The following is a 19,783-nucleotide window of genomic DNA, read 5'->3' as shown; positions in this document are numbered from 1 at the left end:
AGTGAGAACAATGTCTAAACAAATTGAAACACTTGAGTATGAAAAGTCAGAAAATTTTGATTCTTTGGAAGCAGCCCATTCAGTAGAGCCCGAAGTTGAACTCGAGCAAGATACAGTAGATGAAATGCGTTCTGGTTCTGAATTATTAGTTGAATCTTTAGCAAATGAAAATGTTGACTTTATCTTTGGTTATCCAGGAGGTGCTGTCCTTCCCCTCTATGACACATTCTATGACGGTAAAATAAAACACATTCTAGCTAGACATGAGCAAGGTGCAACACATGCAGCCGAAGGATATGCACGTGTATCAGGAAACACAGGTGTGGTTGTTGTTACAAGCGGTCCTGGAGCTACAAATGCTATCACTGGCATTGCAGATGCATATAGTGATTCGTTACCACTTGTTGTAATTACAGGTCAAGTTGCAACAGCAGGAATTGGAAAAGATGCTTTCCAAGAAGCAGATTTACTTTCTATGACAACACCGATTACAAAACACAATTATCAAGTCAAAAATGTAAATGAAATTCCTAAGATTATTCATGAAGCATTTCATATTGCAAACACAGGTCGTAAAGGGCCAGTTGTAATAGATTTTCCTAAAGATATGGGTATTCTTTCAACAAATGCACAGACGACAGACGAACTAGAATTACCTGGATACCACGTAGCTGATAAACCAGCTGAAAATGAAATTCAAAAATTACGTGACTATTTAAAATCAGCAAAAAAACCAATTGTTTTATCAGGAGCAGGTATAAATCATGCAAAAGCAAATGATGTATTCACTGAATTTGTGACTCGACATCAATTACCTGTAGTAAGTACATTGCTTGGCCTAGGCGCTATACCATATGAACATCCCCTCTTCTTAGGAATGGGAGGCATGCATGGATCATACGCTAGTAATATGGCACTAACAGAATGTGACTTACTCATCAACTTTGGTAGTAGATTTGACGATAGACTAGCAAGTAAACCTGATGAATTTGCGCCAAACGCTAAAATCGTACACGTAGATATTGACCCTTCTGAAATCAATAAGATTATCAAAGTTGATTTAGGTATCGTTGCTGATTGTAAAGCTACATTAGAAGCATTGTTAGACTATGAAAGTTACTCAATAAAACACGATGATTGGTTAGCATACTGTAATAGTAATAAAGAAAAGCATCCATTTTCATATAGTAAAGATGAAGACGAATCATTTTCAAAACCACAGCGTGCGATCGAGTATATCGGTGAAATCACAGATGGTGATGCAATTGTTACTACGGATGTTGGTCAACACCAAATGTGGACAGCTCAATACTATCCATTTAAATCTCATGGACAGTTAGTAACAAGTGGTGGTTTAGGAACGATGGGCTTTGGTATTCCAGCTGCTATTGGTGCAAAATTAGCATCTCCGGATAAAACAGTTGTATCTATTGTTGGTGATGGTGGATTCCAAATGACAAATCAAGAAATGGCAATACTTGAAGAATATGGTTTAGACATTAAAGTAGTTCTAATAAATAACGGGACACTTGGTATGGTTAAACAATGGCAGGATAAGTTCTTTAACAAACGTTTTTCACACTCTGTATTCAATGATCAACCAGATTTCTTGAAATTAGCAGAAGCCTATAATGTTAAAGGATTCTTAATCGATGATCCTACACAATTAGAACAACAAATCGATGCAGCATTTAATCATGACGGTCCAGCACTTATTGAAGTACGTATTTCACCGATAGAGCCTGTAACACCTATGGTACCTAGTGGCAAAGCGAACCATGAGATGGAGGGACTATCATGAGAAGAACATTTAGAACGAAAGTAAGAGATAAAGCAGGAACATTAAATAGATTAACGAGTATCTTTGTACGTCGACAATTTAATATCGTCACACTTTCTGCAACACCTACATTAGATGATGGTATATCAGATATAACATTTGTAGCAGAAGTGCCTGACACAGATGTATTAAGAAATTTAATTCAACAACTAGAGAAACAAATAAACATTATACACGTCGAAGATATTACTGATACTAATACTTATAATAGAGAATTAGTATTAGTGAAATTACAAACACCATCTAATAATGCACAGTTAGAAAAAGTAATAAAACCGTATGATGCGCTAATCTCTATATTAAAGAAAGAAGATGATTATACCTATCTTCAAGCATCTGGTCCTCAATATACAATGGACAACTTATTAGACGATTTATCATCATATGGTATTGCACAAGTTTCTAGAACTGGTTCAGCAGGTATTATTTAGTTGAGTTTTTAGAAAATTTAAAAAATTTATTTAAAACATGGAGGATTTTATTATGACAACAGTTTATTATGACCAATCAGTTACAAAAGACGCATTACAAGGTAAAAAAGTAGCAATCGTGGGATATGGTTCTCAAGGACATGCTCATGCACAAAACTTAAAAGATAACGGCTATGATGTAATCATCGGTATCAGACCAGGAAGTTCTTTCGATAAAGCTAAAGACGATGGTTTCGAAGTTTACCCTGTAAATGAGGCAGCAAAACAAGCTGATGTCATCATGATCTTATTACCAGATGAAATTCAAGGCCAAGTATATAAAGAAGAAATCGAACCTAATTTAGAACCAAACAATGCATTAGTGTTTGCACATGGATTTAATATTCATTTTGACGTAATTCAACCACCAGCAGATGTAGATGTATTCTTAGTAGCTCCTAAAGGTCCAGGTCACTTAGTTCGTCGTACATTCGCTGAAGGTAGTGCAGTCCCTGCCCTATTTGCAGTTCAACAAGATGCTAGTGGTGAAGCTAGAGACTTAGCTTTAAGTTATGCTAAAGGCATCGGTGCAACACGTGCTGGTGTATTAGAAACATCATTCAAAGAAGAAACTGAAACAGATTTATTTGGTGAACAAGCAGTACTTTGTGGTGGTGCTACAAAATTAATTCAATCAGGTTTCGAAACATTAGTAGAAGCTGGTTATCAACCAGAGATCGCTTATTTCGAAGTTTTACATGAAATGAAATTAATCGTTGACCTAATGTATGAAGGCGGTATGGAAAACATGCGTTATTCAATTTCGAATACTGCTGAGTTTGGAGATTATGTATCAGGACCACGTGTAATTACACCAGATGTTAAAGATAATATGAAAGCTGTATTAGAAGATATTCAAAAAGGTAACTTTAGTGATCGTTTCATTAAAGATAATGAAAATAACTTTGAAGAATTCCATAGATTACGTGAAGAACAACACGGCCATCAAATCGAAGCTGTCGGTAAAGACCTACGCGAAATGATGCCATTCATTAAATCAAAAAGTATTCAAAAATAATTTGATTCTTAAATAGCTAACCATCGTAATTAAAGCATTATAAGTCATTTTATATTTAAATTCATAACAATATAAATCACTTATGATGCTTTATACATTACGATTGAATAAAGCGACTATAAAACCTTCAGGGGATGCTATTTAACTATCAATAATTACAACAAATGTTAGGAGATGTTTAAAATGAGTAGCCATATTCAAATTTTTGATACAACACTAAGAGACGGCGAGCAAACACCTGGGGTTAACTTTTCTTTCGACGAACGACTAAAGATTGCAAAGCAATTAGAAAAATGGGGCGTCGATATAATTGAAGCAGGATTTCCTGCATCAAGTTCAGGCAGTTTTGCATCAGTTGAAGCTATTTCAAAAGCTTTAACAACAACAGCAGTTTGTGGACTAGCACGTTGCGTAAAATCCGATATAGACGCAGTTTATGAAGCAACTAAAGAAGCCGCTAAACCAAGAATACACGTATTTATCGCAACTAGCCCCATCCACCGTGACTCAAAACTAATGATGACTAAAGAAGAAGTATTAGCTTCTATTAAAGAACATGTAACTTACGCAAAGCAATTCTTCGAAGTTGTTCAATTTTCACCTGAGGACGCGACAAGAACAGAGTTACCATTCTTAATCGAATGTGTACAAACAGCTGTTGATGCTGGTGCCACTGTTATCAATATCCCAGATACTGTAGGCTTCAGTTATCCTTCAGAATATGGTCAAATTTTTAAAACACTTCTAGATCAAATTAAAACAAATCAAGATGTAATTTACAGTGCACATTGCCATGATGACTTAGGTTTAGCTGTTGCTAACAGTATGGCTGCTATTGAAAATGGCGCTAAACGAATTGAAGGCACCTTAAATGGTATTGGGGAACGTGCAGGTAATACAGCTTTAGAAGAAGTTGCACTTGGCCTTTACGTTCGACAAGATCATTACAATAACCAAACACAAATTAAACTTGCTGAAACTAAACAAACTTCAGATTTAATTTCAAGATTTGCCGGTATTCGAGTCCCAAGAAACAAAGCAATTGTTGGTCAAAATGCATTTAGCCATGAATCAGGAATCCATCAAGACGGTGTTCTAAAGAATCCTGAAACATACGAAATTATGACACCACAATTAGTTGGCGTTGATACTACAGAACTTCCACTTGGAAAGCTTTCAGGTAAGCATGCATTTGCAGAAAAATTAATTGCGCTTGGATATGACGTTTCTCCTGAAGAACAAAAAGTATTATTTAAGCAGTTCAAAGCAATTGCTGACAAGAAAAAATCTGTTACCGATAGAGATATCCACGCATTAATTCAAGGTACTGAGCACGAACAAAATGCAATTTATCAAGTCGAGACATTGCAATTACAATTTGTCTCAAGTGGATTACAAAGTGCAGTAGTAGTCATTAAAGACAACGAAGGTAATACCTATCAAGATTCAAGTATTGGTACAGGTTCAATCGTTTCCATCTATAATGCAGTTGATAGAATATTTAATAAGGAAACAGAATTAATTGATTATACTATCGATTCTGTTACAGAAGGTACTGATGCACAAGGTGAAGTACACGTACAACTTAAAATTAATGACCAGATTGTCACTGGTGTCGGCATCGACCATGATATCCTACTTGCATCATGTAAAGCTTATGTAGAAGCTCATGCAAAATATGCAGCTAATACATCTAAGAAAGAAGGTATACATTCATGAGTTACAAAATAGTAGCATTGCCAGGTGACGGAATTGGTCCTGAAATTTTAAATGGTTCATTAGAAGTCTTAGAAAAATTAAGTGAACAATTCAATTTCGATTATGAAATCGAGAGTCACGACTTTGGTGGTATCGCTATCGATAATCATGGCAAACCACTTCCAGAAACAACATTAACCGCTTGTAAAAATGCAGATGCGATCTTACTAGGTGCTGTGGGGGGACCTAAGTGGACAGATCCAAATAATAGGCCTGAGCAAGGTTTATTAGGTATACGTAAAGCATTGGGTCTATTTGCTAATATTCGCCCCACTACAGTAACAAATGGCACAAGTCATTTATCCCCTATTAAAGAAGAACGCGTAGCAGGAACAGATTTTATTTTAGTAAGAGAGTTAACTGGAGGCATCTACTTCGGTGAGCCAAAACATTGGAATGACGAATCAGCACTAGACTCTTTGACTTATAGCCGTGATGAAATTGAGCGCATTGCTAGAGTTGGATTTGATTTAGCACAGAAACGTCATAAAAAACTTACTTCTGTAGATAAAGAAAATGTTTTATCTTCTAGTAAATTGTGGCGTAAAGTCATAGATGAAGTTGCGAAAGATTATCCTGAGGTTGAAGTAAATCATTTATTAGTGGATGCTTGCGCAATGCATTTAATTACCAACCCATCTCAATTCGATGTCATCGTTACTGAAAACTTATTCGGTGATATTTTAAGTGATGAAGCTTCAGTAATTCCTGGTTCTTTAGGTCTTTCACCTTCTGCTAGTTTTAGCGAACAAGGCCCAAGACTTTATGAACCAATTCATGGTTCTGCACCTGATATCGCCAATCAAGATAAGGCTAATCCATTTGGAATGCTACTTTCAGTTGTAATGTGTTTACGAGAGAGTCTTAATGAAAATGAAGCAGCTACAAAACTTGAAACTGTAATTTATCAATTAATTAAAGAAGGCAAGACAACCCAAGACCTAAATGGTCATTATAAAACATCTGAAATATTTAATTTTGTAAAAGAAAATCTATAAAAGGAGGAGATGTCATATGGGTAAAACACTATTTGATAAAGTTTGGAATAAACATGTCTTAACTGGTAAAGAAGGTGACCCACAGTTATTATACATTGATTTGCATCTAATACATGAAGTTACATCTCCTCAAGCATTTGAAGGTTTGCGTCTTCAAAATCGTAAACTACGTCGTCCGGATTTAACGTACGCGACACTTGATCATAACGTACCAACAATAGATATTTTTAATATTAAGGATGAGATTGCAAACAAACAAATTACAACTTTGCAAAAAAATGCTAAAGAGTTTGGTGTTCATATATTTGATATGGGTTCTGACGAACAAGGTATAGTGCATATGGTTGGACCAGAAACAGGATTAACTCAACCTGGTAAAACAATCGTATGTGGCGATTCTCACACTGCAACACATGGTGCATTTGGCGCTATTGCATTTGGAATCGGTACAAGTGAAGTTGAACATGTTTTTGCAACTCAAACACTTTGGCAAACTAAACCAAAAAATTTAAAAATTGACGTTACAGGGAAACTTCCTACTGGTGTTTATGCTAAGGATATCATTCTCTATCTTATTAGCCAGTATGGTGTTGACTTTGGAACGGGTTATGCATTGGAATTTACTGGTGAGACAATTCGATCACTTTCTATGGAAGCGCGTATGACGATTTGTAACATGGCCATTGAGGCCGGTGCAAAATATGGCATGATGCAACCAGATGATATTACATTTGAATATGTAAAAGGTCGTCCTTATGCAACTAATTATGAATATTCAATAGATGAGTGGAAAGAGCTTTACACAGATGATGATGCACAATTTGACAAAGTTATCACTTTAGATGTTACTAATTTAGAACCACAAGTTACTTGGGGAACAAATCCAGAAATGGGAGTGAGTTTCAATGAACCTTTCCCAGAAATTCAAAATGTTAACGATGAACGTGCATATAATTATATGGATTTGAAACCAGGTCAAAAAGCTGAAGATATTGAACTTGGTTATGTGTTCTTGGGTTCATGTACTAATGCAAGACTATCAGACCTAGTTGAAGCTAGTGAAATTGTCAAAGGTAATAAAGTACATCCAAATATTACCGCTATTGTTGTGCCTGGTTCACGTACTGTAAAAATTGAAGCTGAAAAACTAGGTCTAGATAAAGTCTTTAAAGATGCAGGATTTGATTGGAGAGAACCTGGTTGTTCAATGTGTTTAGGTATGAATCCGGATCAAGTTCCTACCGGAGTACACTGTGCTTCAACGAGTAACCGAAACTTTGAAGGTAGACAAGGTAAAGGTGCGAGAACACATCTCGTCTCCCCTGCTATGGCTGCAGCAGCTGCTATAAATGGTAAATTCGTAGATGTAAGAAAGGTTGTTGTTTAATATGGAAATCAAACCGATTACTACTTATACAGGAAAGGTTGTACCATTATTTAATGATAATATTGATACAGATCAAATTATTCCTAAAGCACATTTGAAACGAATTTCAAAAACAGGGTTTGGACCATTTGCATTCGATGAATGGCGCTATTTAGATGACGGTTCTGATAATCCAGACTTTAATCCAAATAAACCAGAGTATCAAGGTGCGAGCATTTTGATTACTGGTGATAACTTTGGTTGTGGTTCAAGTCGTGAACATGCAGCATGGGCACTAAAAGATTACGGATTTGATATTATTATTGCAGGTGGTTATAGTGATATTTTCTATATGAATTGTACTAAGAACGCCATGTTGCCTATCGTTCTAGATGAGCCTGCAAGAAAATATCTAGCAGAAGCTAAAGAAATTACTGTAGATTTACCTAATCAAACCGTTTATACATCAGAAAAATCATTCCACTTTGATATTGATGATACTTGGAAAAACAAACTTGTTAAAGGTTTAGATGATATAGCAATTACTTTAGAATATGAAGAACAAATTAAATCTTATGAAAAAACAAAAACATTTTAATCTTATTAAATAAAGGTGTGAAACTTATGACTGTAAAAACAACTGTTTCTTCTAAAGATATTGATGAAGCTTTCTTACAATTAAAAGATATAGTGAAAGAAACCCCTCTTCAAAAAGATCATTATCTCTCTCATAAATATGAGTGCGATGTATATTTAAAACGTGAAGACTTACAATGGGTACGTTCTTTCAAATTAAGAGGCGCATATAATGCAATCATTACTTTAAAAGAAGAAGAACGACGAAATGGAATTACTTGTGCAAGTGCAGGTAATCATGCTCAGGGCGTAGCGTTTACTGCTAGCAAATTAAATTTAAATGCAGTAATCTTTATGCCTGTGACGACACCACTACAAAAAATTAACCAAGTTAAATTTTTCGGTGGTACAAATGTAGAAGTCGTTCTTACAGGTGATACTTTTGATGATTGTTTGAAAGAAGCACTTACCTATACACAAGAACATCAAATGAACTTTATTGATCCTTTTAATAATATATATACAATTGCAGGACAAGGTACACTTGCAAAGGAAATCCTTAATCAATCTAAAGAAGATAATGTCAAATTTGATTACTTATTTGCAGCAATTGGTGGTGGCGGTTTAATTTCAGGTGTTGGCACATACTTTAAAGAACATTCACCTAACACATCCATTGTTGGTGTTGAACCAGCTGGAGCTAGTAGTATGTATGCCTCTGTTGTATTAGAAAATCACATCGTAACATTACCTAATATTGATAAGTTTGTCGATGGCGCTTCAGTTGCACGTGTCGGTGAAATCACTTATGACATTGCAAAAAATGTTGTAGATGATTATGTTCAAGTACATGAAGGTGCTGTGTGTAGCACAATTTTAGATATGTACTCAAAACAGGCAATTATTGCAGAACCAGCAGGTGCATTAAGTGTAAGTGCCTTAGAACAATACAAATCAGAAATCAAAGGAAAATCAGTTGTTTGTGTCGTTAGTGGTGGTAACAATGACATCAATAGAATGAAAGAAATCGAAGAACGTTCATTACTCTTCGAAGAGATGAAACACTATTTCATCTTGAACTTTCCACAAAGACCAGGTGCATTAAGAGAATTTGTAAATGATGTATTAGGTCCAAAAGATGATATCACAAAATTTGAATACTTAAAAAAATCATCACAAAATACAGGTACGGTTATTATTGGTATACAACTTTATGAACATAACGATTTAGATCAACTTAAAGCCAATGTAGATGATTTTGATCCTTCAAATATTTATATTAACGAAAATAAAATGCTTTACTCACTTCTTATTTAATACTAATTAGCGTTTTTTCATAAAAAGAGCAATCATTTCAATATAAATGATTGCTCTTTTTAATTTGTAAAAACCATTTTTCACTTACCGCATGTAAGTTCAAGTCGTCGTTCGCTCAATTCGTCAGCTTCAAACACTTTCTACTTGTCAGTGTGATTCAGAAGTTAAGCTCTTTTAAAGCAAAAAAAAGAGACCTCACGGTCTCGGCTCATCGCATCTCTGCTTGCCTGGCAACGTCCTACTCTTGCGGAACGTAAGTCTGCTACCATCGGCACTATGGAGCTTTTCTGACATGTAGTCAAGCGCTCGCATCTTTCCTCATTTTCTCTTTCTCCTCTTTCACTTACCGCGTGTAAGTTCAAGTCGTCGTTCGCTCAATTCGTCAGCTTCAAACGCTTTCTACTTGTCAGTGTGATTCAGAAGTTAAGCTCCTTAGATATAAAAAAAAGAGACCTCACGGTCTCGGCTCATCGCATCTCTGCTTGCCTGTATAGTACCACTTATTACAGCTTTTTTTACATCATCACTATTAATCTATATATTAAGCTTTTCTTTTTACTTCGTTTTTAGTTTAGTGGTACTTATATAAGCGCTTTAGCTCTTATATTCCACTACCCTACTCTTGCGGAACGTAAGTCTGATTACCATCGGCGCTATGGAGCTTTTCTGACATGTAGCCAAGCGCTCGCATCTTTCCTCATTTTCTCTTTCTCCTCTTTCACTTACCGCATGTAAGTTCAAGTCGTCGTTCGCTCAATTCGTCAGCTTCAAACGCTTTCTACTTGTCAGTGTGATTCAGAAGTTAAGCTCCTTAGATATAAAAAAAAGAGACCTCACGGTCTCGGCTCATCGCATCTCTGCTTGCCTGGCAACGTCCTACTCTTGCGGAACGTAAGTCCGACTACCATCGGCGCTAAGGAGCTTAACTTCTGTGTTCGGCATGGGAACAGGTGTGACCTCCTTGCCATTGTCACCAGACAATGAAATGTATTAAATTATACATTCAAAACTAGATAGTAAGTAAAATATAATTACCAATCAAAACGGTTTATAAAATTGATTAAGTCTTCGATCGATTAGTATTCGTCAGCTCCACGTATCGCTACGCTTCCACCTCGAACCTATTAACCTCATCATCTTTGAGGGATCTTATAACCGAAGTTGGGAAATCTCATCTTGAGGGGGGCTTCATGCTTAGATGCTTTCAGCACTTATCCCGTCCATACATAGCTACCCAGCGATGCCGTTGGCACGACAACTGGTACACCAGAGGTATGTCCATCCCGGTCCTCTCGTACTAAGGACAGCTCCTCTCAAATTTCCTACGCCCACGACGGATAGGGACCGAACTGTCTCACGACGTTCTGAACCCAGCTCGCGTACCGCTTTAATGGGCGAACAGCCCAACCCTTGGGACCGACTACAGCCCCAGGATGCGATGAGCCGACATCGAGGTGCCAAACCTCCCCGTCGATGTGAACTCTTGGGGGAGATAAGCCTGTTATCCCCGGGGTAGCTTTTATCCGTTGAGCGATGGCCCTTCCATGCGGAACCACCGGATCACTAAGTCCGTCTTTCGACCCTGCTCGACTTGTAGGTCTCGCAGTCAAGCTTCCTTATGCCTTTACACTCTATGAATGATTTCCAACCATTCTGAGGAAACCTTTGAGCGCCTCCGTTACTCTTTAGGAGGCGACCGCCCCAGTCAAACTGCCCATCTGACACTGTCTCCCACCATGATAAATGGTGCGGGTTAGAAATCCAACACAGCGAGGGTAGTATCCCACCAACGCCTCCACGTAAGCTAGCGCTCACGTATCAACGGCTCCTACCTATCCTGTACAAGCTGTGACGAATTTCAATATCAGACTACAGTAAAGCTCCACGGGGTCTTTCCGTCCTGTCGCGGGTAACCTGCATCTTCACAGGTACTATGATTTCACCGAGTCTCTCGTTGAGACAGTGCCCAAATCGTTACGCCTTTCGTGCGGGTCGGAACTTACCCGACAAGGAATTTCGCTACCTTAGGACCGTTATAGTTACGGCCGCCGTTTACTGGGGCTTCGATTCGTAGCTTCGCAGAAGCTAACCACTCCTCTTAACCTTCCAGCACCGGGCAGGCGTCAGCCCCTATACATCACCTTACGGTTTAGCAGAGACCTGTGTTTTTGATAAACAGTCGCTTGGGCCTATTCACTGCGGCTCTCCTGGGCGTTAACCCTAAAGAGCACCCCTTCTCCCGAAGTTACGGGGTCATTTTGCCGAGTTCCTTAACGAGAGTTCGCTCGCTCACCTTAGAATTCTCATCTTGACTACCTGTGTCGGTTTGCGGTACGGGCACCACACTTCTAGCTAGAGGCTTTTCTTGGCAGTGTGAAATCAACGACTCGAGGAAACAATTTCCTCTCCCCATCACAACTTGACCTTAAGAGTACCGGATTTGCCTAATACTCAGTCTCATTGCTTGGACGTGCACTCCAACAGCACGCTTCGCCTATCCTACTGCGTCCCCCCATCGCTTAAAACGAATTATGGTGGTACAGGAATATCAACCTGTTATCCATCGCCTACGCCTGTCGGCCTCAGCTTAGGACCCGACTAACCCAGAGCGGACGAGCCTTCCTCTGGAAACCTTAGTCAATCGGTGGACGGGATTCTCACCCGTCTTTCGCTACTCACACCGGCATTCTCACTTCTAAGCGCTCCACATGTCCTTGCGATCATGCTTCAACGCCCTTAGAACGCTCTCCTACCATTGTCCTACGGACAATCCACAGCTTCGGTAATATGTTTAGCCCCGGTACATTTTCGGCGCAGTGTCACTCGACTAGTGAGCTATTACGCACTCTTTAAATGATGGCTGCTTCTAAGCCAACATCCTAGTTGTCTGGGCAACGCCACATCCTTTTCCACTTAACATATATTTTGGGACCTTAGCTGGTGGTCTGGGCTGTTTCCCTTTCGAACACGGACCTTATCACCCGCGTTCTGACTCCCAAGTTAAATTGATTGGCATTCGGAGTTTGTCTGAATTCGGTAACCCGAGAAGGGCCCCTCGTCCAAACAGTGCTCTACCTCCAATAATCATCACTTGAGGCTAGCCCTAAAGCTATTTCGGAGAGAACCAGCTATCTCCAGGTTCGATTGGAATTTCTCCGCTACCCACAACTCATCCGCTCACTTTTCAACGTAAGTCGGTTCGGCCCTCCATTCAGTGTTACCTGAACTTCAGCCTGGTCATGGGTAGATCACCTGGTTTCGGGTCTACGACCAAATACTCAACGCCCTATTCAGACTCGCTTTCGCTACGGCTCCACATTCACTGCTTAACCTTGCATCAAATCGTAACTCGCCGGTTCATTCTACAAAAGGCACGCCATCACCCATTAACGGGCTCTGACTACTTGTAAGCACACGGTTTCAAGTTCTATTTCACTCCCCTTCCGGGGTACTTTTCACCTTTCCCTCACGGTACTGGTTCACTATCGGTCACTAGAGAGTATTTAGCCTTAGGAGATGGTCCTCCCAGATTCCGACGGAATTTCACGTGCTCCGTCGTACTCAGGATCCACTCAAGAGAGAATAAACTTTCGACTACAGGATTATTACCTTCTATGATTCATCTTTCCAAATGATTCGTCTAATTTATTCCTTTGTAACTCCGTATAGAGTGTCCTACAACCCCAACAAGCAAGCTCGTTGGTTTGGGCTGTTCCCGTTTCGCTCGCCGCTACTCAGGGAATCGATTTTTCTTTCTCTTCCTGCGGGTACTAAGATGTTTCAGTTCTCCGCGTCTGCCTTCAGATATGCTATGTATTCACATATCGATAACACGACATAACTCGTGCTGGGTTTCCCCATTCGGAAATCTCTGGATCAAAGCTTACTTACAGCTCCCCAAAGCATATCGTCGTTAGTAACGTCCTTCATCGGCTTCTAGTGCCAAGGCATCCACCGTGCGCCCTTAATAACTTAATCTTTTTGTTTTCCAATACAACGTCGTTGTTTGAAAACCCAAAATGTTATTAATCTGTGAGTGTTCTTTCGAACACTAGCGATTATTTCTTTTTGAATTCAAGCTTTTTTAAAACTCTAATTCACTCGGTTTTGCTTGGTAAAATCTATATATTTTACTTACTTATCTAGTTTTCAATGTACAATCTTTGAATCCTCTAAATGAGCATTCAAAACTGAATACAATATGTCAATGTTATTCCTCTTATCATCTTCTAAAGAAGATGTTCCGAATATATCCTTAGAAAGGAGGTGATCCAGCCGCACCTTCCGATACGGCTACCTTGTTACGACTTCACCCCAATCATTTGTCCCACCTTCGACGGCTAGCTCCATAAATGGTTACTCCACCGGCTTCGGGTGTTACAAACTCTCGTGGTGTGACGGGCGGTGTGTACAAGACCCGGGAACGTATTCACCGTAGCATGCTGATCTACGATTACTAGCGATTCCAGCTTCATGTAGTCGAGTTGCAGACTACAATCCGAACTGAGAACAACTTTATGGGATTTGCATGACCTCGCGGTTTAGCTGCCCTTTGTATTGTCCATTGTAGCACGTGTGTAGCCCAAATCATAAGGGGCATGATGATTTGACGTCATCCCCACCTTCCTCCGGTTTGTCACCGGCAGTCAACCTAGAGTGCCCAACTTAATGATGGCAACTAAGCTTAAGGGTTGCGCTCGTTGCGGGACTTAACCCAACATCTCACGACACGAGCTGACGACAACCATGCACCACCTGTCACTTTGTCCCCCGAAGGGGAAAGCTCTATCTCTAGAGTGGTCAAAGGATGTCAAGATTTGGTAAGGTTCTTCGCGTTGCTTCGAATTAAACCACATGCTCCACCGCTTGTGCGGGTCCCCGTCAATTCCTTTGAGTTTCAACCTTGCGGTCGTACTCCCCAGGCGGAGTGCTTAATGCGTTAGCTGCAGCACTAAGGGGCGGAAACCCCCTAACACTTAGCACTCATCGTTTACGGCGTGGACTACCAGGGTATCTAATCCTGTTTGATCCCCACGCTTTCGCACATCAGCGTCAGTTACAGACCAGAAAGTCGCCTTCGCCACTGGTGTTCCTCCATATCTCTGCGCATTTCACCGCTACACATGGAATTCCACTTTCCTCTTCTGCACTCAAGTTTCCCAGTTTCCAATGACCCTCCACGGTTGAGCCGTGGGCTTTCACATCAGACTTAAGAAACCGCCTACGCGCGCTTTACGCCCAATAATTCCGGATAACGCTTGCCACCTACGTATTACCGCGGCTGCTGGCACGTAGTTAGCCGTGGCTTTCTGATTAGGTACCGTCAAGATGTGCACAGTTACTTACACATATGTTCTTCCCTAATAACAGAGTTTTACGAGCCGAAACCCTTCATCACTCACGCGGCGTTGCTCCGTCAGGCTTTCGCCCATTGCGGAAGATTCCCTACTGCTGCCTCCCGTAGGAGTCTGGACCGTGTCTCAGTTCCAGTGTGGCCGATCACCCTCTCAGGTCGGCTACGTATCGTCGCCTTGGTAAGCCATTACCTTACCAACTAGCTAATACGGCGCGGGTCCATCTATAAGTGATAGCAAAACCATCTTTCACTATAGAACCATGCGGTTCTATATGTTATCCGGCATTAGCCCCGGTTTCCCGGAGTTATTCCAGTCTTATAGGTAGGTTACCCACGTGTTACTCACCCGTCCGCCGCTAACGTCAAAGGAGCAAGCTCCTTATCTGTTCGCTCGACTTGCATGTATTAGGCACGCCGCCAGCGTTCATCCTGAGCCAGGATCAAACTCTCCATAAAAAATTATGATGTTTGATTAGCTCATAAAATACTAATTTGTGTTATCATTAACACGTTTTTTGAACCAACGATTATCGTTGTGTTCGGAATTAACGTTGACATATTGCAATTCAGTTTTCAATGTTCATTAATGTATATATGGAGCGGGTGATGGGAATCGAACCCACAACATCAGCTTGGAAGGCTGAGGTTTTGCCATTAAACTACACCCGCAAATTTATAGTGTTAATATATTATTAAGAAGTTATTTGATGCGGCCGAGAGGATTTGAACCTCCACGGGATTACTCCCACTAGGCCCTCAACCTAGCGCGTCTGCCATTCCGCCACGACCGCTTGGCAAAACGGTTCTCTTAAAGTTACAAATATTATTGTAATCTATTTGTAATGCTTTGTCAACAACTTTTTAAATTTGCTTTAACAATGTTTAAGATTTATTAATGTTGTTACTTATTATTTTCGCAACGTTTAATATCTTATAACATATACAAACTATCGTCAACATTTCCACCGAAGAAAATATTGAAATTTGACACTAACTCAAAATATTTTCTCTATTTATTACTATTATCTATAATAACTTGCCTAATAATACTAAAAAACACCATTATCGATATTCCGATAATGGTGTTCTTATAATACACTATTTGTTATTTAACATATTTCAATTAATTTTCCACTACAAACGCCACAAACCATCTTTTGAGTATTTACTTTGCGAATCCTTTTAAACTCTGTGCCGCAATGATTACATTGATAAACATGCTTTACACGATCTTCATAATCTGTAATTGCAGAACAATATCTTGGTGCGCCAGTTATCCTACTCAATTCTTTAAAATCTTTATCTCTGTGTTGATAACCTTTACCTTCAAGGTGCAAATGATAATGACATAATTCATGTTTGATAATATCAATCACTGCCTTAGTACCATACGTTTCAAATTGCTTATTATTGACTTCTATATTATGTGACTTAAGTAAATAACGACCGCCCGTTGTTCGCAATCGATTATTTAAATAGGCTTTATGCTTAAATTTTTTATTGAACAAATTCTCAGAAATGCTTTCAGTTAACCTTTGCAATTCTTTATTATTCAACTGGATCAATCATCGTTAATGAAACTTTTCCTTTCTTCTCATCAATATCTAATATCCATACATCTACAATATCACCAACACTCACTATATCCATTGGATTTTTAACAAATTTCTTCGATAGTTTAGATACATGTACTAAGCCATCTTGTTTGACTCCTATATCAACAAACGCCCCAAAGTCCACAACATTTCTCACTGTACCACTTAATTTCATATTTTTGGATAAGTCCTCGATAGAAAGCACATCAGATTTTAGAATTGGTGTTTCATAAGCATCACGTGGATCTCTGTTAGGTGCAATAAGTGATTTAGTTATGTCTTCTAATGTTGGTTCTCCAATGTTTAGCCGAGTAGCAATTTCTGCAATATCAATTTTATTTATTGCTTCTTTCAAATTATCTGTTCCTAAATCATCTGTTGATAAATTTAGTTCATTTAAAAGTTGATAAGTCACTTCATAACTCTCTGGATGTATAGATGTATTATCAAGTGGCTCTTGACCATCGACTATTCTTAAAAAACCAATACTTTGTTCAAATGTTTTAGCACCTAATCTTTTAACTTTAGCTATTTCTTTATTATGTTTGATAGCTCCATTTTCTTCGCGATAGTCTATAATATTTTGTGCGATTGAAGCAGACAATCCAGAAACATATTGTAATAATGATTTTGAAGCTGTATTAACATCAACCCCAACTTGGTTAACTGCTGTTTCTACTACAAATGTTAAAGCACCTTCTAATTGTTTTTGGTTTACATCATGTTGATATTGACCTACACCAATTGACTTTGGATCAATTTTAACTAATTCGCTTAATGGATCTTGCACACGTCTACCGATTGATACAGCACTTCTTTCTTCAACCTGAAAGTCAGGAAACTCAGATCTAGCAATTTCTGATGCTGAATATACTGATGCACCCGCTTCATTAACAATGATAAATTGTACATTTAAGTTGTGTGTTTGAATCATGTTGGCAACAAACTGTTCTGTTTCACGACTAGCTGTCCCATTACCAATTGCGATTAATTCTACATCATAGTCTTTTACATATTTTAAAAATGTTTTCTCTGCAGCTTCTACTTTATTTACTGGCGGATGAGGATACATTACGCCTTTAGCAATAAATGTTCCGAAAGGATTAATCACAGCAAGTTTACAACCTGTTCTAAATGCTGGATCTACACCAAGAATTTGCTTACCTTTCATCGGTGGTTGTAATAACAAGTTTCTTAAGTTTTCGCTGAAGACGTCTATTGCATGCGCTTCTGCTTTCTCTGTCAAATCACCTCTAATTTCTCTTTCAATTGAAGGCATTATCAATCTCTTCAAACTATCTTTAACAGCATCTACAATAAATTCTGTACCTTCATGCTCTGCTGTCACTTCATATTTACGGATATAGTTTTCAATTCCAGTTATATCCATTTCTAGTTTAACGGAAATTACTTTCTCTTTTTCTCCTCGATTAATTGCTAACACACGATGATTCGCTATTTTTTTAATCGGTTCTGAATAATCATAGTACATACTAAAAATTTCTTTTTCATCTTCAGCATTTTTCTTTTTCTGAGTTACCAATTGACCATACATATATGTATCTTTTAAGATTTTCTTTCTATATTTAGGTTCATCCGATATATGCTCAGCGATAATATCTTGAGCACCTTGTATCGCTGCGCTAGTATCTTTAACTTCCTCATTTATAAATTGTTGTGCTTTACTCTCAATCGATTCAGTCAATTTTGGTTGCTTTAACCAAATCGCTAATGGTTCTAAACCTTTTCTTTTAGCTTCAGTAGCTCTTGTTTTTTTCTTTTGTTTAAAAGGTCTATACAAATCTTCAACACGTTGTAATTTCGTTTGTTTTAAAATATCTTGCTTTAATTCGTTTGTAAGTAAACCTTGTTCATTAATATTATTAATTACTTCTTCTTTTCTTTTCTGAAGATTAACCATATATTGATATTCATCATCAATTTGTTTAATTTCTACTTCATCTAAACCGCCAGTTTGTTCTTTACGGTAACGTGCAATAAAAGGCACCGTATTTTTATCTTCTAATAATGACAACACCGCATTAATTTGTTGTGTTGTAAAATTATATTTTTCTCTAATAGATTGTATTAAGTTGCTATCCATAGTGTCCTCCAATTGTTACATTTTTACGCTTATCTTTATTTTAACACATACTGTATACTACTAAGTTTGTTAACTATAAACCAAAATACTTTAGATGTATTTTACATAAAAAAGAGACAGTGATTCCCTAGATAAAGGTTACTGTCTCTTTTAATTATCATTTATTTGCAGCATCTTGTAACTTTTTAATTGCTGTACGCTGTAGTCTAGAAACATGCATTTGGCTCAAACCAATTCTCTCACCTGTTTCCTTTTGACTCAGTCCTTCAATAAATGTACATTGAATGATTTGTCTTTCACGTTCAGAAAGAATAGGAAGTATTTTTTCTAATATCATGCGTTTTTCTGTTAGATCATAATTATCATCTTGTTGACCCATAATATCGAGTAATGTGACAGTAGAACCATCTTTGTCAGCTTCTATTGAATGGTCAACACTTAAAGCGTTATAGCTTTGTCCCATTTCCATAGCTTCCAATACTTCTTCTTCATTTACTTCCAATCGATCTGCTATTTCTTCAATTGAAGGTGAACGTTCTAACTCATTTGTTAGTTCATCGCTCACTTTTTTTATACGCGGCCCTATTTCTTTTATTCTTCTAGGCACATGTACACTCCATGTTTTATCACGTAAATAACGCTTGATCTCACCAATAACTGTCGGTACTAAAAAAGCTTCAAATTTCCTGTCAAATGACAGGTCAAATCGATTGATAGCTCCTATTAATCCAACCATACCAACCTGAACAAGGTCTTCGTGATGAGATTGACCTTTAGAATATTTATATGCCAATGATTCAATCAACTTTCTATAATGCTTGACTAATTTATCTTGCGCATCAGTGTGTTCATTATTTTGTTGTTCTTTAATCCATTGGTTTATTTGTTCAGGTGATACATCATTAACTGATTTCGACTCTTTCGCCATTATTTCGCACCTGCTCTTTTTTAATATACTTTATCATACTGATTGTTACACCTGATTGTTTATCGACTGTAACTTCATCCATTAAAGATTCAATTAAAAATAGACCCAGACCACCTTCTCTTAAGAAATCAATATTCTCATCTTCCTTATATGGTCCCAATTTTTCTTTTGTTTCTTCATAATCAAAGCTATCACCTTGATCAGATATAACAATTTTAATTTTGTCGTCAAAGATTTCAAAACATAGGTTAATCATGCCTACGTTATCTGGGTTGTCTTTATATGCATGTTTAACTGCATTAGTTACAGCTTCACTTACGGCAATTTTTGCATCTTCAATATCGTCATATGATGCGCCAGCTCTTGAAAACACTCCAGACAATGTTAGTCGAATTAAACTGACATACTCTGCAGATGCTGGCAAGCGCATTTCAATATAATCTTGTTTTTGTTGCAC

12 protein-coding genes, 2 tRNA genes and 3 rRNA genes are annotated in these 19,783 nt (G+C 38.1%); 8 read left to right on the top strand and 9 right to left on the bottom strand.

The features are described 5' to 3' along the window. The first annotated feature begins 10 nt into the window (after positions 1–10). The 8 genes from ilvB (at position 11) to ilvA (ending at position 9,343) form a co-directional block, all read left to right on the top strand. Entirely contained in the window at positions 11–1,801 is a 1,791-nt protein-coding gene (gene ilvB / locus JN168_RS04335; RefSeq protein WP_042739419.1) for a biosynthetic-type acetolactate synthase large subunit, read from the top strand. Further along, positions 1,798–2,271, top strand: coding sequence for an acetolactate synthase small subunit (gene ilvN, locus JN168_RS04330; protein ID WP_279526200.1), 474 nt, complete (start codon positions 1,798–1,800; stop codon positions 2,269–2,271). The genes ilvB and ilvN overlap by 4 nt, the downstream gene beginning before the upstream one ends. 52 nt (positions 2,272–2,323) lie before the next feature. After that, positions 2,324–3,328 carry a ketol-acid reductoisomerase gene (ilvC, locus tag JN168_RS04325; protein ID WP_042739421.1) on the top strand — a complete coding sequence of 335 codons (1,005 nt, stop codon included), beginning with the start codon at positions 2,324–2,326 and terminating at the stop codon, positions 3,326–3,328. A 183-nt stretch (positions 3,329–3,511) separates the two neighbouring features. Continuing rightward, positions 3,512–5,047 carry a 2-isopropylmalate synthase gene (locus JN168_RS04320; RefSeq protein ID WP_042739422.1) on the top strand — a complete coding sequence of 512 codons (1,536 nt, stop codon included), beginning with the start codon at positions 3,512–3,514 and terminating at the stop codon, positions 5,045–5,047. Beyond that, positions 5,044–6,084, top strand: a complete 1,041-nt coding sequence (gene leuB / locus JN168_RS04315) for a 3-isopropylmalate dehydrogenase (protein WP_042739423.1) — start codon at positions 5,044–5,046, stop codon at positions 6,082–6,084. The genes JN168_RS04320 and leuB overlap by 4 nt, the downstream gene beginning before the upstream one ends. Before the next feature lie 16 nt (positions 6,085–6,100). Beyond that, positions 6,101–7,471, top strand: a complete 1,371-nt coding sequence (leuC, locus tag JN168_RS04310) for a 3-isopropylmalate dehydratase large subunit (protein WP_042739424.1) — start codon at positions 6,101–6,103, stop codon at positions 7,469–7,471. 1 nt (position 7,472) lies between these two features. Then, complete coding sequence (leuD, locus tag JN168_RS04305) at positions 7,473–8,048, top strand: 3-isopropylmalate dehydratase small subunit (protein WP_042739425.1); 576 nt, start codon at positions 7,473–7,475, stop codon at positions 8,046–8,048. Positions 8,049–8,074: 26 nt separating this feature from the next. After that, positions 8,075–9,343 carry a threonine ammonia-lyase IlvA gene (gene ilvA, locus JN168_RS04300; protein WP_279526199.1) on the top strand — a complete coding sequence of 423 codons (1,269 nt, stop codon included), beginning with the start codon at positions 8,075–8,077 and terminating at the stop codon, positions 9,341–9,343. A gap of 863 nt (positions 9,344–10,206) precedes the next feature. On the opposite strand, the gene rrf is transcribed toward ilvA, so the two are convergent. The 9 genes from rrf to rsbW all read right to left on the bottom strand — a co-directional run bounded on the left by rrf (position 10,207) and on the right by rsbW (position 19,783). Further along, positions 10,207–10,321, bottom strand: a 5S ribosomal RNA gene (gene rrf, locus JN168_RS04295). A gap of 78 nt (positions 10,322–10,399) precedes the next feature. Beyond that, positions 10,400–13,321, bottom strand: a 23S ribosomal RNA gene (locus tag JN168_RS04290). A gap of 281 nt (positions 13,322–13,602) precedes the next feature. Then, positions 13,603–15,155: ribosomal RNA gene (locus JN168_RS04285) — 16S ribosomal RNA — on the bottom strand. The 16S, 23S and 5S rRNA genes sit together here with 2 tRNA genes alongside, the layout of an rRNA operon. A 139-nt stretch (positions 15,156–15,294) precedes the next feature. Next, positions 15,295–15,368: transfer RNA gene (locus JN168_RS04280), tRNA-Gly, on the bottom strand. Between the two features lie 39 nt (positions 15,369–15,407). Next, a tRNA-Leu gene (locus JN168_RS04275) sits at positions 15,408–15,490 on the bottom strand. A gap of 318 nt (positions 15,491–15,808) precedes the next feature. Beyond that, positions 15,809–16,255 (bottom strand): SprT family protein, encoded by a 447-nt coding sequence (locus JN168_RS04270; protein ID WP_279526198.1) that lies wholly within the window; start codon positions 16,253–16,255, stop codon positions 15,809–15,811. After that, positions 16,248–18,398 (bottom strand): Tex family protein, encoded by a 2,151-nt coding sequence (locus JN168_RS04265; protein WP_279526197.1) that lies wholly within the window; start codon positions 18,396–18,398, stop codon positions 16,248–16,250. Before JN168_RS04265 ends, JN168_RS04270 begins: the two co-directional genes overlap by 8 nt. 157 nt (positions 18,399–18,555) lie before the next feature. After that, entirely contained in the window at positions 18,556–19,326 is a 771-nt protein-coding gene (gene sigB, locus JN168_RS04260) for an RNA polymerase sigma factor SigB (RefSeq protein ID WP_042739505.1), read from the bottom strand. Beyond that, positions 19,301–19,783: an anti-sigma B factor RsbW gene (gene rsbW / locus JN168_RS04255; RefSeq protein ID WP_042739506.1), complete on the bottom strand. Its 483-nt coding sequence runs from the start codon at positions 19,781–19,783 to the stop codon at positions 19,301–19,303. The genes sigB and rsbW overlap by 26 nt, the downstream gene beginning before the upstream one ends.

This window comes from Staphylococcus gallinarum (assembly GCF_029774255.1).
GTDB classification, from domain to species: Bacteria; Bacillota; Bacilli; order Staphylococcales; family Staphylococcaceae; genus Staphylococcus; species Staphylococcus gallinarum.
Note: the sequence above shows the minus strand (reverse complement) of the source record. Positions and strands in the feature narration are given on the sequence as shown.

Coding starts and splice junctions, on each gene's coding strand:
- leuB (WP_042739423.1), top strand. CDS start 5,044: ATGAGTTACAAAATAGTAGCATTGCCAGGTGACGGAATTGGTCCTGAA.
- JN168_RS04265 (WP_279526197.1), bottom strand. CDS start 18,398: ATGGATAGCAACTTAATACAATCTATTAGAGAAAAATATAATTTTACA.
- ilvB (WP_042739419.1), top strand. CDS start 11: ATGTCTAAACAAATTGAAACACTTGAGTATGAAAAGTCAGAAAATTTT.
- ilvA (WP_279526199.1), top strand. CDS start 8,075: ATGACTGTAAAAACAACTGTTTCTTCTAAAGATATTGATGAAGCTTTC.
- ilvN (WP_279526200.1), top strand. CDS start 1,798: ATGAGAAGAACATTTAGAACGAAAGTAAGAGATAAAGCAGGAACATTA.
- leuC (WP_042739424.1), top strand. CDS start 6,101: ATGGGTAAAACACTATTTGATAAAGTTTGGAATAAACATGTCTTAACT.
- JN168_RS04320 (WP_042739422.1), top strand. CDS start 3,512: ATGAGTAGCCATATTCAAATTTTTGATACAACACTAAGAGACGGCGAG.
- sigB (WP_042739505.1), bottom strand. CDS start 19,326: ATGGCGAAAGAGTCGAAATCAGTTAATGATGTATCACCTGAACAAATA.
- ilvC (WP_042739421.1), top strand. CDS start 2,324: ATGACAACAGTTTATTATGACCAATCAGTTACAAAAGACGCATTACAA.
- leuD (WP_042739425.1), top strand. CDS start 7,473: ATGGAAATCAAACCGATTACTACTTATACAGGAAAGGTTGTACCATTA.